Raw genomic sequence first — 13,848 nt, 5'->3', positions numbered from 1 at the left:
CCCTGTGTTCCCGCAGCAGCGCTCGCAAGGGCGCGCGGCGCGAATACGGGAGAGCGTGGCCACGTCCGCGACGCCCTTCGCGGCGGCGCGGACGGAAAGCCGGTTCCGCGCCGCCGCGACATGCTCTATGGAAGCCTGATGAGCGCACAAGCCCCCACCGTCTCGCTGCACTTCGCCACGCCGATCTATCGCGCCGCTCTGGCGCCGGCGACCTCCCCGCTTGTCCAGGAGCTGGATGGCGCCTGCCGCAGCCTCGCCGAGGACGACGACGCGGGCCTCGACTGGTGCGAAGCCAATGGCTACCCCGGCTACACCTCCTACGCCTCGCTGGATGATTTGCCGTGGCGGTTTCCGGTGTTTGGCCAGCTGGTCGAACAGCTCGACCGGCATGTGGCCAGCTTCGCTGAAACCCTGGATTTCGACCTGAAGGGGGGCAGGCTGGAATGCGACTCGCTGTGGGTGAACGTGCTGCCGACCGGCGGCATGCACTCTTCGCACCTGCATCCGCATTCGGTCATCAGCGGCACATTCTATGTGGCGTTGCCGGAAGGTTCGGCGGCGATCCGTTTCGAGGATCCGCGCCTCGCCTTCATGATGGCCGCGCCGACCCGGCGCAGCGCCGCCAACCGGCCCTTCGTCAGGGTGACGCCGGAGCCTGGCGAGGTGCTGCTGTGGGAAAGCTGGCTGCGCCATGAGGTGCCGATGAACGAGTCCGAGGACGAGCGCATCAGCATCAGCTTCAACTACGCCTGGAAATAACCCTACTGGCCGGGTAGCGGCAGGAAATCGCAGGTCGCGCCCGGATCCGGTCCCACATTCAGGCCTCCAGCAGCGACACCCGCATGCCGAAGACATGGCTCTGGCCGGGAGCCAGCTCGATCATGCCCGGCTTGTCGAACAGGTCATGGGGTTTCGCCGGATCACCCGGCAGCGGCGCGTCGTCCGCATAACCCTGCCAGGGCTCCACGCACAGGAACGGCGCATCGGCGCGGGGTTTGCTCCAGACGCCGAGGCTCGGCATGCCGGCGAAATCCACGGCGATGCGGCGCCGCCCCCTGACGCCATAGATCACCCGCTGGCTGGCCAGTTCCTTGAAGACGATGGCGCCGTCAGCCAGCAGATCATCATTGAGGGGCAGCCGGCCATCGGCACGCACCGGCGTGCGCCGGGGGCCGGTCAGCAGGCCATCGCCATCGGGCCTGAACACCTGGCCGCGCTCGGGAACCTCGAATTCCAGCTCGTGCTCCTCCCGGGCGCCGCCATAGGGCAGCGGCCAGCGAAAGGCGGGATGGAACCCCAGCGCCATCGGCATCGGCCGGCGGCCGCGATTGGTGACCAGCGCCTGGACTGACAGCGCCGCGCCGGCCACGGCATAGGTCACATCGAGCTGGAACGGAAACGGGTAGACGCCGCGGCTCTCCTCGTTCTCACGCAGGCGGAAGCTGACCGAATCCGGCTCCCGCGCCTCCACAGTGAAAAGGCTGTGGCGGGCGAAGCCATGCTGCGGCAGCCGCCATGCCTCCCGGCCAAGGCGGTAGGCGCCGCCAGCGAGCGCGCCAACGATGGGGAACAGCAACGGCGCCCGCCCGGTCCACCAGCGTGGATCGCCGTCATACAGCAGGTCGCGGCCCTCGCCATCGCGCAGCACGCACAGTTCCGCGCCGAAGGGATCTATATCCGCCGCGACGCCGGCCGCGCTGATGTGAATGCGATCATCATTGGCCGCCCGCATGTTACCCCGCAACGCCGTTGCGCCTGACCCACCGCCGCGTGCGCCGGAATCGGGCATATCATCCCGGTTGCAAGCATTTCATCTGCCCGGCGCCGCCACAAGGCCGTCCTCGGGCCAGGGACGGAGTTCTCCCGCGCAAGCATGCGACGCCGCTTCACAAACCGCTGACGGGGGATGGGCGCAGGTCTGGCGCTGGCGCAGTCTGCGGCCGCTGCGCGACCCAACGAAAAAAGGCCGGCGAATGGGTCGCCGGCCTCCAGGATGACGTGAAGCGCCGCTGGCTCAATTGTCGAGGAAGCTGCGCAGCTTGCGCGAGCGGCTCGGGTGCTTGAGCTTGCGCAGGGCCTTGGCCTCAATCTGGCGGATGCGCTCGCGGGTCACCGAAAACTGCTGGCCGACTTCTTCCAGCGTATGGTCGGTGTTCATGCCGATGCCGAAGCGCATGCGCAGCACGCGCTCCTCGCGCGGCGTCAGCGAGGCCAGCACCCGCGTGGTGGTTTCGCGCAGGTTGGACTGGATCGCCGCGTCAATCGGCAGGATGGCGTTCTTGTCCTCGATGAAGTCGCCGAGGTGGCTGTCTTCCTCATCGCCAATCGGCGTTTCGAGCGAAATCGGCTCCTTGGCGATCTTCAGGACCTTGCGGACCTTCTCCAGCGGCATGGCCAGCTTTTCGGCCAGTTCCTCCGGCGTCGGCTCACGGCCGATCTCATGCAGCATCTGGCGCGAGGTGCGGACGATCTTGTTGATCGTCTCGATCATGTGCACCGGGATGCGGATGGTGCGGGCCTGGTCGGCGATCGAACGGGTGATCGCCTGGCGGATCCACCACGTGGCGTAAGTGGAGAACTTGTAGCCCCGGCGGTACTCGAACTTGTCGACCGCCTTCATCAGGCCGATGTTGCCTTCCTGGATCAGGTCGAGGAACTGCAGGCCGCGGTTGGTGTATTTCTTGGCGATGGAGATCACGAGGCGCAGATTGGCCTCGATCATTTCCTTCTTCGCCTGCCGGGCCTCGCGCTCGCCCTTCTGCACCATCAGCACGATCTTGCGGAACTCGCCGATCTCAAGGCCGGTTTCCGCCGCCAGGGTCTGGATGTCCTGACGCATGGAGCGGATCTGGTCCTTCTCCGCCGCGACGAAATTCTTCCAGCCCCTGGTGCCAAGCTTGGAGACGCGCAGGATCCACTTCGGATCAAGCTCCGCCCCCTGGTACTGGCGCAGGAAGTCCTCGCGGCCGACGCCATGGCTTTCGCCAAGACGCAGCAGGCGGCTTTCCATGCCAATCAGGCGCTTGTTGATGTCATAGAGCTGCTCGACCAGCGCCTCGATGCGGTTGGCGTTGAGCGAGAGGGACTTCACGTCAGCGACGATCTCGTCCTTCAGCTTCTTGTACTTGCGCTCCTGGGCCGGCGACAGGCGCAGGCTCTGCAGGCGGTTCTCGATGTCCTGGTCCTGCAGGCGGCGCAGACGCTTGTAATTGTCGGCGATGCTGTCGAAGGTTTCGAGCACCTTCGGCTTGATCTCGGCCTCCATGGCGGACAGGGAGATATTGTTCTCCATGTCCTCTTCGTCCATGTCGCCGGCGGCTTCGTCGCCCTCGCCTTCAGCCTCTTCCTCGCCCTCGGCGTTCTCGGCCGCGGCGGCGGCGCCATTCTTGGCGTCCGGCCCGGCGTAGGTCGCCTCCAGATCGATGATGTCGCGCAGCAGCACCCTGCCCTCGACCAGCTCATCGCGCCAGATGATGATGGCCTGGAAGGTCAGCGGGCTCTCGCACAGGCCGGCGATCATCGCCTCGCGGCCGGCCTCGATACGCTTGGCGATGGCGATTTCGCCCTCGCGCGACAGCAGCTCGACCGAACCCATTTCGCGCAGGTACATGCGGACCGGGTCGTCGGTGCGTTCGGAAGGCTCGCGGGTCGTGGGCGTGGGCGCGACGACGGCGCGCGGCGCCGCCTCGACGAGTTCGCCGCCCTCGGCTTCCTCTTCCTCGGCCTCGCCTTCCTGGTTGTCGTCGTTCTCGTCGGCCTCGACGACGTTGATGCCCATCTCGGAGAGCTGGGACAGCACGTCCTCGATCTGCTCGGAGCTGAACTCCTCCGGCGGCAGCACTTCATTCAGTTCGTCGTAAGTGACATAGCCCCGCTTTTTGGCGAGCTTGATCATCCGGCGCACGCCGGCGTCGGTCAGGTCGAGGAGAGGACCGTCGGTCTGGGTTTCGGCTGCTTCCGGCGCGTCTTCCCGTTCCGTCGCTTTGGTCGCCATTCGCTCAAGCTCCACTGTCAGCCGCCAGGCGCGGCGGCCCCGAGCCGGTCCCGCTCATCCCGGATCGCTGGCGCGACCCGGGATGAGCGGCAAACCCGCCTCTATCCAACATCTCAGAGGGCGATCCTCCCGTTAACGGAACCGTCCGGCGGTTTCGTCAACGGGGCTCGCGCTCTAGCGCATAACCAGATTTCCCCTTGCGGGGGAAACCGTCTGAATGTTCCAACCCCGTGAGGGGCTCCGTCCGTTGCCGGCGCCTTCAGTCGCGGCCGCGCGCATGCTCGGGCCAGCATAACGGCGCCGCCCACGGCTCCCGACCTGGCGTCCTGATCTGACGGCCCTGGAGATTACCCCGGAGCCTTCACCCTCTGGAGACTTTCCCCCTCTGGAGACTTGCCCTGGCGCGCCACACCCACGCCCCGGAAGTCGCCATGACGTCAGGTGAATGACGTCAGGTGAGTCACCCTGATCCCGTCCTGATCCCGTCAGCCCGCCGAGGCATTTCCCCTCGGGCTCCCGGCCCGAGGGGAAATGCTTCAGGGGTAAGCCCCGCACCCGCCGCCACGCCCTGTCCACCACCACGTGACAACGCATCACGTTGCCGACACAATCGGCGAACAGGTTTTGACCAACCGCATCCGCCGCGCCGCGTCGTGACGGCTGAACCGGCAAATGCCAAAGCGCTCCGGCCAGAAACTGACCGGACCGCCGCGCCATTCCGGCTTTTTACGCTCCACGGCCGACCGTGTCCGCTGCCGGCGGCTGATGGTCATGCGCCGGGCGACGGCAAAAGTCGAATCAGTTGAATGTGCGGCTGTCTCCCAATTTTACCAGACAGGCGCGGATTCAGCACAATGACCATCTGCGGACCGCCCCTCCGCATGGCTGCGGAGCGCCTGCGGCGCGCCTTTACCATAACCGCCAGCTTGCCTTGAGGTCCCTTACAAATCGTTGCGCCAGCCGCTGTCGCGGTCATTTCACCACTGGGCCGCGATGCGCCCACAGGCGCGCCCGCTGCGGGGCGGCGGAGCCGGGCGCTTGCGCTGATATGACGCGAATCATTTGCGCCGGACAGTCATGCGAGCGCTGCCGCCTCACCAGCGGCCTTCATCAGCCTGGGCTTCAGCCCCTTCCAGAGTGGTCAGCCGGGCCTTTACGTCGCACAGCCAGCTGAAATTCGCTTCAGACTCCTCCTCTGCAAAGGCGCGCTCTGCAGCCGCCAGTTCGCTATGTAGAGCGCCGGAGCGGCTTTGCAAGGTCATGGCCTGACGCAACATGCCCTCCACGGCCATGCGATCGGCCTCAGGGGCCAGCGCCCAGGCGGCCCCCGCCGCCATGCGTTTGCGCAGACCGTCGAGCCGCGCCGGCAGGCCGGCGTCCTGAACCGCGCGCCGCAACGCCGCGCCGTAATCCTGATCGGCGCCGTGGGCGGCGATGCAGTCAAGCAGCCCGGCGGCGGCGCGACGCACCTCCGGGCCGCGGAACTCCAGCGCCGCCAGCTCTTCGCCATGGTCAGCCAGCAAATCGGGATGGGCGATCAGCAGGGCGATGATCATCATCTCGCGCGGATATTCAGCGGATGCGGCAAAGCCCGGATGCGTTGCCAGCGGCGCGCCCGGACTGATCTGGCCGCCGCCGCGGCTGCCGAAGCCGCCCCGGCCGCCAGCCTGGAACCGGCCGCCGCCGCTCCCCTGCGACCAGGAGTCGTTTGACCGGGAGCCCTGCGGCCTCCCCTGCCAGCTACCATTGCGACCACCGAACCCACGCTCATCGCGCCCCTGGGCGCCGGGCATCAGGGTTGCGATGCGCATGTCGATTTCCGCGCGGTAGTGGCGGCGCACCGTCTCGTCCTGGATGCGGGAGGCCACGTCGCGCAGCCGGTGTTCCAGCGCCGCGCGCTGGTCGGGCGTGTCGAGGGCGCCAGCTTCGGTCTCCCGCGTCCACAGCATGTCGATGAGCGGAACCTGAACCCGCAGGGCCGCCATCACCGCCTCGGAGCCGCCGGCGCGCAGCAGGTCGTCCGGGTCCTGCCCTTCAGGCAGCAGAACGAAATTCACTGATTTTCCTGGCGCCAGCAACGGCAGCGCCACGTCCAGGGCGCGGAAGGCGGCGCGCCGGCCGGCCCTGTCTCCATCGAAACACAACACCGGCGCATCGACAGAGCGCCACAGCAACGCGAGGTGGTCCGGCGTCATCGCCGTGCCAAGGGTGGCCACGGATTGGGGCGCGCCGGCCATATCGAGGGCGATGACGTCGACATAGCCTTCCGCCACGATCAGGGGGAACGCCGCGTAGGCGTCGCCGCCCGCGTGCGCGGCCTTGCGGGCGTTGTGAAAATTGTAGAGCAGCGCGCCCTTGTGAAACAGCGGCGTTTCCGGCGAGTTCAGATACTTGGGCTGTACGTCCGCCGCCATGGCGCGACCGCCGAAGGCCACGGGCCGGCCGCGCGCGTCGCAGATCGGGAAAATCACCCGGTCGCGGAAGCGGTCATAGGGCGTGGGAATGTCCTGGCCAGCGATCAGCAGGCCGGCGTCGATCATTGCCTCGACAGGGACCCCCTTCGCCGCCAGCGCGTTCTGCATCTCGTGGCGGCCGGCGGGCGCGTAGCCAAGACGGAAGCGACGGCGCACGTCGGGCCCCAGGCCGCGCCGGTCGAGATAGTCCCGCGCCCGGCCGCCGCGCTCGCTGGTCAACTCATATTCGAACCAGCGCGTCGCCAGTTCCACGATCTCGTGCAGACCCTGGCGCTTCGCCTCGCGCTGCGCCTCTTCCGGCGTCTCGCGCGGCAGGCTGACGCCAGCCTCGGCGGCGAGGCGCTCCACCGCCTCGCCAAAGCTCAGCCCCTCGGTTTCCATGACGAAATTGAAGATGTCGCCGTTGCGGCCGGAGGAAAAATCGAAATAGCGCTGCTTGTCGTCATTGACGAAGAACGACGCGGTCTTTTCGGCGTTGAACGGCGACAGCCCCTTCCATTCGCGCCCGGCCTTCATCAGCCGCACGCGCCGGCCGACAACCGCCGAAACCGGCAGCCGCGCCTTGATTTCATCCAGAATGGACGGTGGAAAACGCATCAGCCTGTCACAAAAATTGACGGCGGAGACGACAGTCGCCTCCGCCTGAAAAACGGGCCTGGAACCCTACCACACCGGCAAAGCGTCGCCGCTCTACTTTCATTTCTGGTCAGGTAACGCAGCCCCTGGAACGGCGCGCTGGGGCAGAGCTGGCGCCGCGTCCGCCGTCAGGCAAAACGTCGCGCCGCCAAAATCAGGCCGACAGCGCCGCCTTCACCGCCGCGCTGGCCTCGGCGAAATTCATCTGGCCAGTGTATTTCGCCTTGAGGGCCGCGACCACCTTGCCCATGTCTTTCATGGAGGCGGCGCCGGTTTCGGCGATCGCCTCGCGAACCGCGGCGGCGATGGCGGCAGCGTCCATCTGGGCCGGCATGAAGCTTTCCAGAACGCCGATTTCGCCAAGCTCCTGGTCGGCGAGTTCCTGGCGGCCAGCCTTGGCGTAAATGTCAGCCGCCTCACGGCGCTGCTTCACCATTTTTTGCAGCAACGCCAGGATCTCGGCGTCGGAAAGGGGCTCGCGACCATCGCCGCGCGCGGCGATGTCCTCATCCTTCAGCTTTGCGGAAACGAGGCGGACGGCGGCAAGCCGCGCCTTGTCACCGGAGCGCAGGGCGTCTTTCTGGGCAGTGGCGAAAGCCTCGCGCAGCATGATAAATCTCCGCTATTTGAGCTCTTGTCGTTGACGGCTGCGGACGCTCACCCTAAGTGTCCGCTCAAATCAGATGAAGTCGGGCATGCATGATCGCCGGCGTCGCCAGGAACGGATCCACGAACGGATCCACGTTCGGGGCGACGAACGGCGGTCAGGGCGCGCGCCGCGACCGGAACCCCGGACTTAGGACAATGGCGACCATGCTTCAAGACAGCACCACCGGCTGGAGCGAACCGACAGCCACCGCCCTGCTGGTTCTCGCAGACGGAACCGTCATCGAAGGCTACGGCATCGGCGCCGAAGGCCAGCGCGCCGGCGAGGTCTGCTTCAACACCGCCATGACCGGCTATGAGGAGATCATGACCGATCCCTCCTACGCCGGCCAGATCATCACTTTCACGTTCCCGCACATCGGCAATGTCGGCGTCAATGACGAGGACATCGAGTCCGTCAACGCCGCTTCGACCAACGGCGCCACCGGCGTCGTGCTGCACGCCGACGTCACCGGACCGGCCAACTGGCGCGCCAACCGCCACCTGGACGCCTGGCTGAAGGCGCGCGGCATCGTCGGCATCACCGGCGTCGATACCCGCGCCCTCACCGCGCTGATCCGCGACAGGGGCATGCAGAACGCCGTCGTCGCTCACGCGCCTGACGGCAAGTTCGACGTGGAGGCGCTGAAGCGCGACGCGGCGGCCCTGCCCTCCATGGTCGGCCTTGACCTGACCCCTGGCGTCAGCACCACCCAGCGCATCGACTGGACCGAGGCGACCTGGAGCCTCGATAGCGGCTATGGCGTCTCCGGCGCGCCGAAGTACCACATCGTCGCCCTCGATTTCGGCGTGAAGCGCAACATCCTGCGCCTGTTCGCCGGGCGGGACTGCAAGGTGACGGTGGCGCCTGGCAACTCTTCGGTTGAGGAGATCCTCGCCCTGAAGCCTGACGGCGTGTTCCTCTCCAATGGCCCTGGCGATCCAGCCGCCACCGGCCAGTGGTCGCTGCCGCTGATCTCGGAGCTGGTGGAGCGGCGCGTGCCGACCTTCGGCATCTGCCTCGGCCACCAGATGCTGGCGCTGGCCGTCGGCGCGAAGACGGTGAAGATGCGCCAGGGCCACCATGGCGCCAACCATCCGGTGCAGGATCTCGACACGAAGAAGGTCGAGGTGGTGTCGATGAACCATGGCTTCGCCGTGGATCGCGAGTCGCTGCCGGCCAACGTCAAGGAGACGCACGTCTCGCTGTTCGACGGCAGCAATTGCGGCATCGCCCTGACGGACAGGCCGGCGTTCTCGGTGCAGCATCACCCGGAAGCCTCGCCGGGGCCGCGCGACAGCCACTACCTGTTCGACCGCTTCCTTGAGCTGATCGACGCCGAAAAAGCTAGCGCCGCCTGACCCAGGCCACGCCGGCGCACTGACGCACCTGGGCGCGCCTGCAGCAGCGCGAGCCAGAAAACAAAACGCCGGCGGATGACCGCCGGCGTTTTTTGTTGCTCTGGCCCCGTTGGCCTGGAATCAGGCGGCCTTGCGCGCCGCCAGGGCGAGGGCGATGAAGGCGATGCCTTCCGACAAAAGCTCGATGGCGAAAAACAGGCCAAGCACCCAGATGCCTGACGTCGGCAACTGCTGATAAATCATGACGCCAAGCACGATCGACAGCAGGCCGCTGAGCAGCAGCAGCCACCAGTTGCCGGCCGGCCGCACCTGGAAAGCCATGATGCAGCGCAACACGCCGATCACCAACAGCGCGATGGCCACCATCAGGGTCAGCGTCAGGGCGCCCAGCACCGGGTTCCAGATGACGATGGCGCCCGCAACCATGTAGAGCACGGCGATCAGCAGGTGCAGCGCGAAGGGGCCCCAGTTCTTCTCGCTGAAGGCGTCAACGACCTGGGCGCCGCCGCCCACCAGCAGCAGGGCGCCGATCCACCACACGGTGACAAGGGTCAGCCACGGCAACATGACGAAGCCGATGATGCCCAGCGCCGACATCAGCAGGCCGAGCGCCAGCAGCCAGCCCCATTTGTCGCGCAGACGTTTGCGCAGCCCGCCGAAGCCCGGCGTCAGGCCAGGCGCGCCTGGCGCCGGACCACGCGGGGTGGAATTGGATGTGTCTGTCATGATGCGTCTCCACTTCGTCAGGCAACGGCCCATGCGGAGCCGCTCCAGGCAGCGAGGCCTGGGTTACGCCCTGGCGCCCATTGCCGCCGCTGGCATGTATGCGCCTTCTGACGCAGCGGACCACGCCCGGCCGGAAAGTAAATAGCGGTCGCCACAATTTGTCCGCTTTCCAGCCCGCGAAAGCCCGGAAACCGCGAAAAACCCGCCGGATGGTTAAGACGCGGATCATAAACACGCACAAACGCCGGCATGGATCGCGCTTCAGGCCTTCCCTCGGGCGCTGATATCGTTTAAACGACGTCGATCCCGGGCCTGGCGCGCCATATCCGGCTGCCTCCGACCCCACGCCAGTCCGAAGGACGCAGCGCGGCGCACTGCCCGCGTCGCGGCCTTTTTTTATGCGCGACGGTCCAGGATCACGCACAGGATCATACGCTTGCACCGCCGGGCGCCGCGCCTTGCCTGCAGGTCACGGTGATCGCCCTATAACGGCGTTCCGTTGCCTTCCCTTGCGGAAGGCGGCGTGAGACGCGCCTGGCTGACAAAGCGGACCCGATGCCCAAACGCACTGACATCTCCACGATCCTGATTATCGGCGCCGGCCCCATCGTCATCGGTCAGGCCTGCGAGTTCGACTATTCGGGAACCCAGGCGTGCAAGGCGCTGAAGGACGAGGGCTATCGCATCGTTCTGGTCAACTCCAATCCGGCGACGATCATGACCGATCCGGATCTGGCGCACGCCACCTACATCGAGCCGATCACGCCGGAAGTGGTGGCGAAGATCATCGAGAAGGAGCGGAACGTCATTCCCGGCGGCTTCGCCCTGCTGCCGACCATGGGCGGCCAGACGGCGCTGAACTGCGCCCTGTCGCTGGAGCGCATGGGCGTGCTGGAGAAGTTCAACGTCGAGATGATCGGCGCCACCGCCGACGCCATCGACAAGGCGGAGGACCGCGAGCGCTTCCGCGAGGCCATGACCAAGATTGGCCTCGACACGCCAAAGTCGCACCATGTGAAGACGCTGGCCGGAGCGCTGGACGCGCTGGACGACATCGGCCTGCCGGCGATCATCCGGCCGTCGTTCACCCTTGGCGGCACCGGCGGCGGCATCGCCTACAACAAGGCCGAGTTCATCGACATCGTCGAGCGCGGCATCGACGCCTCCCCCACCAGCGAGGTTCTGGTGGAGGAAAGCGTGCTGGGCTGGAAGGAGTACGAGATGGAGGTTGTCCGCGACAGGGCGGACAACTGCATCATCGTCTGCTCGATCGAGAACATTGATCCGATGGGCGTCCACACCGGCGATTCCATCACCGTCGCGCCGGCGCTGACGCTGACCGACAAGGAATACCAGATCATGCGCGACGCCTCGCTGGCGGTGCTGCGCGAGATCGGCGTCGAGACCGGCGGCTCCAACGTGCAGTTCGCCGTCGATCCGGCCAACGGCCGCATGATCGTCATCGAGATGAACCCGCGCGTGTCGCGCTCCTCGGCGCTGGCCTCCAAGGCCACCGGCTTCCCGATCGCCAAGGTCGCCGCCCGTCTCGCAGTCGGCTACACGCTGGACGAGATCGACAACGACATCACCGGCGGCGCCACCCCGGCGGCCTTCGAGCCGACGATCGACTACGTCGTCACCAAGATTCCGCGCTTCGCCTTCGAGAAGTTCCCGGGCGCCGACTCCACCCTGACCACCGCCATGAAGTCGGTGGGCGAGGCCATGGCCATCGGCCGCACCTTCCAGGAAAGCCTGCAGAAGGCGCTGCGCTCGCTCGAAACCGGCCTGAACGGCCTCAACGAGATCGAGATCCCCGGCCTTGGCCAGGGCGACGACAAGAACGCCATCCGCGCCGCGCTCGGCACGCCGACGCCAGAGCGTTTGCTGGCCGTGGCCCAGGCGCTGCGTCTCGGCGTCGACGCCCAGCAGATCCACGAGTCCTGCAAGATCGACCCGTGGTTCATCGCCCAGATCAAGGGCATCACCGACACCGAGGCCAAGGTCCGCGCCCACGGCCTGCCGGAAACGCCGGTCGCCTTCCGCCGCCTGAAGGCCATGGGCTTCTCCGACGCCCGTCTCGCTACCCTCGCCGGCCTCAGCGAAGCCGAGGTGACGAAGCGCCGCCGCGCCCTCGACGTGCGCCCGGTGTTCAAGCGCATCGACACCTGCGCCGCCGAGTTCGCCTCGCCGACCGCTTACATGTACTCGACCTACGCCGCGCCGTTCGGCGGAGCAGGTCCGGTGAACGAGGCCGAACCGAGCGACCGCAAGAAAGTGGCGATCCTCGGCGGCGGCCCCAACCGCATCGGCCAGGGCATCGAGTTCGACTATTGCTGCTGTCACGCCGCCTTCGCCCTTGAGGACGCGGGCTACGAGACCATCATGGTCAACTGCAACCCCGAGACGGTTTCGACCGACTACGACACCTCGGACCGGCTGTATTTCGAGCCGCTGACCGCCGAGGACGTCATCGAGATCCTCGACCTGGAGCGCAGCCGCGGCCAGTTGCACGGCGTCATCGTGCAGTTCGGCGGCCAGACGCCGCTGAAGCTGGCCAACGCGCTGGAAGAAGCCGGCATCCCGATCCTCGGCACCTCGCCGGACATGATTGACCTTGCGGAAGACCGCGACCGCTTCAAGCGCCTGCTGGACAAGCTGGGTCTGAAGCAGCCGAACAACGGCATCGCTTATTCCGTGGAGCAGGCGCGTCTGGTGGCGGGCGAACTCGGCTTCCCGCTGGTGGTGCGCCCGTCCTACGTGCTGGGCGGCCGGGCCATGGCCATCCTGCGCGATGAAACCCAGCTCAACGACTACATCTTCGAGACCCTGCCGGCGCTGGTGCCGCAGGACATCAAGATCCGCTATCCCAACGACAAGACGGGACAGATCAACACCCTGCTCGGCAAGAACGCCCTGCTGTTCGACGGCTACCTCTCCGACGCGGTCGAGGTTGACGTGGACGCGCTGGCCGACGGCGACGAGGTCTTCGTCTGCGGCATCATGGAGCACATCGAGGAAGCGGGCATCCACTCGGGCGACAGCGCCTGCTCGCTGCCGCCGCGCTCGCTGACGCCGGAGATCATCGCCGAACTGGAGCGCCAGACCACGCAGCTGGCGAAGTCGCTGCAGGTTGGCGGCCTGATGAACGTGCAGTACGCCATCAAGGACGGGGTGATCTATCTGCTCGAGGTCAACCCGCGCGCCTCGCGCACGGTGCCGTTCGTCGCCAAGGTCATTGGCTCGCCGATCGCCAAGATCGCCGCCCGGGTGATGGCCGGCGAGAAGCTGGCGTCGTTTGGCCTCGAGAAGCGTGAGCTGGACCACATCGGCGTCAAGGAATCGGTGTTCCCGTTCGCGCGGTTCCCCGGCGTCGACATCGTGCTCGGCCCGGAAATGCGCTCCACCGGCGAAGTGATGGGCCTCGACACCAATTTCGGCGTGGCCTTCGCCAAGAGCCAGCTCGGCAGCGGCACGGCTGTGCCGACCGCCGGGGCGGTGTTCGTGTCGGTGCGCGACGGCGACAAGGCGCGCATCCTGCCGACCATGCGCTCGCTGGTTGACATGGGCTTCGCCCTGAAGGCGACCTCGGGCACCCAGCGTTTCCTGACCGAGAACGGCATCCCCTGCGACCGCATCAACAAGGTGCTCGAAGGGCGCCCGCATGTGGTCGACGCCATCAAGAATGGCGGCATCCAGCTGGTGATCAACACCACGGAAGGCGCCCAGGCGCTGCAGGACTCCCGTTCGCTGCGCCGCGCGGCGCTGCTGCACAAGGTGCCCTATTACACCACGCTGGCCGGCGCCATCGCCGCCGGCGAGGGCATCAAGGCCTATCGCAGCGGCGAATTGCAGGTGCGCGCCCTGCAAGAGTACTTCTGAGACCAGGACTTCTGAGAGCAGGAGGCTCCGGGCTCCTGATCGCGGCCGCCGCTGGCGGCCGCGCAAGCCCCTGGGGGCATGCCTGAGGCATTCCTGAAAAGCGCGCCCGCTTTTCGCCAGGAAATGTGTCAG

General features: G+C 66.7%; 8 protein-coding genes. 3 read left to right on the top strand and 5 right to left on the bottom strand.

The genetic code is table 11. The annotated features are described in order from the left end of the window. Positions 1–138 precede the first annotated feature (138 nt). Positions 139–759, top strand: coding sequence for a TIGR02466 family protein (locus tag ACERNI_RS15695; protein ID WP_448834195.1), 621 nt, complete (start codon positions 139–141; stop codon positions 757–759). A gap of 58 nt (positions 760–817) precedes the next feature. On the opposite strand, the gene ACERNI_RS15690 is transcribed toward ACERNI_RS15695, so the two are convergent. From ACERNI_RS15690 to ACERNI_RS15675, 4 genes are all read right to left on the bottom strand, one after another. Then, a complete protein-coding gene (locus tag ACERNI_RS15690) occupies positions 818–1,732 on the bottom strand; it encodes an aldose 1-epimerase family protein (RefSeq protein ID WP_448834194.1) in 915 nt (304 codons plus the stop codon). 282 nt (positions 1,733–2,014) lie between these two features. Continuing rightward, positions 2,015–3,994, bottom strand: coding sequence for an RNA polymerase sigma factor RpoD (gene rpoD, locus ACERNI_RS15685; protein ID WP_448834193.1), 1,980 nt, complete (start codon positions 3,992–3,994; stop codon positions 2,015–2,017). 1,094 nt (positions 3,995–5,088) lie between these two features. Next, complete coding sequence (gene dnaG, locus ACERNI_RS15680; protein ID WP_448834192.1) at positions 5,089–7,065, bottom strand: DNA primase; 1,977 nt, start codon at positions 7,063–7,065, stop codon at positions 5,089–5,091. Positions 7,066–7,258: 193 nt separating this feature from the next. Then, a complete protein-coding gene (locus tag ACERNI_RS15675) occupies positions 7,259–7,714 on the bottom strand; it encodes a GatB/YqeY domain-containing protein (RefSeq protein WP_448834191.1) in 456 nt (151 codons plus the stop codon). 203 nt (positions 7,715–7,917) lie between these two features. Between ACERNI_RS15675 and carA the strand changes: the two genes are divergently transcribed. Then, a complete protein-coding gene (gene carA / locus ACERNI_RS15670; RefSeq protein WP_448834250.1) occupies positions 7,918–9,111 on the top strand; it encodes a glutamine-hydrolyzing carbamoyl-phosphate synthase small subunit in 1,194 nt (397 codons plus the stop codon). A gap of 120 nt (positions 9,112–9,231) precedes the next feature. On the opposite strand, the gene ACERNI_RS15665 is transcribed toward carA, so the two are convergent. Continuing rightward, the gene (locus tag ACERNI_RS15665; protein WP_448834190.1) at positions 9,232–9,837 is read right to left on the bottom strand and encodes an HdeD family acid-resistance protein; all 606 of its coding nucleotides are present in this window, start codon (positions 9,835–9,837) and stop codon (positions 9,232–9,234) included. 555 nt (positions 9,838–10,392) lie between these two features. Here ACERNI_RS15665 and carB point away from each other — a divergent pair. Further along, positions 10,393–13,716, top strand: a complete 3,324-nt coding sequence (gene carB, locus ACERNI_RS15660; protein WP_448834189.1) for a carbamoyl-phosphate synthase large subunit — start codon at positions 10,393–10,395, stop codon at positions 13,714–13,716. The last annotated feature ends 132 nt before the right edge of the window (positions 13,717–13,848 follow it).

The sequence above is a fragment of the Camelimonas sp. ID_303_24 genome, assembly GCF_053543495.1.
This window is presented reverse-complemented; position numbering and strand designations above follow the sequence as displayed.

Coding starts and splice junctions, on each gene's coding strand:
- ACERNI_RS15695 (WP_448834195.1), top strand. CDS start 139: ATGAGCGCACAAGCCCCCACCGTCTCGCTGCACTTCGCCACGCCGATC.
- ACERNI_RS15690 (WP_448834194.1), bottom strand. CDS start 1,732: ATGCGGGCGGCCAATGATGATCGCATTCACATCAGCGCGGCCGGCGTC.
- rpoD (WP_448834193.1), bottom strand. CDS start 3,994: ATGGCGACCAAAGCGACGGAACGGGAAGACGCGCCGGAAGCAGCCGAA.
- dnaG (WP_448834192.1), bottom strand. CDS start 7,065: ATGCGTTTTCCACCGTCCATTCTGGATGAAATCAAGGCGCGGCTGCCG.
- ACERNI_RS15675 (WP_448834191.1), bottom strand. CDS start 7,714: ATGCTGCGCGAGGCTTTCGCCACTGCCCAGAAAGACGCCCTGCGCTCC.
- carA (WP_448834250.1), top strand. CDS start 7,918: ATGCTTCAAGACAGCACCACCGGCTGGAGCGAACCGACAGCCACCGCC.
- ACERNI_RS15665 (WP_448834190.1), bottom strand. CDS start 9,837: ATGACAGACACATCCAATTCCACCCCGCGTGGTCCGGCGCCAGGCGCG.
- carB (WP_448834189.1), top strand. CDS start 10,393: ATGCCCAAACGCACTGACATCTCCACGATCCTGATTATCGGCGCCGGC.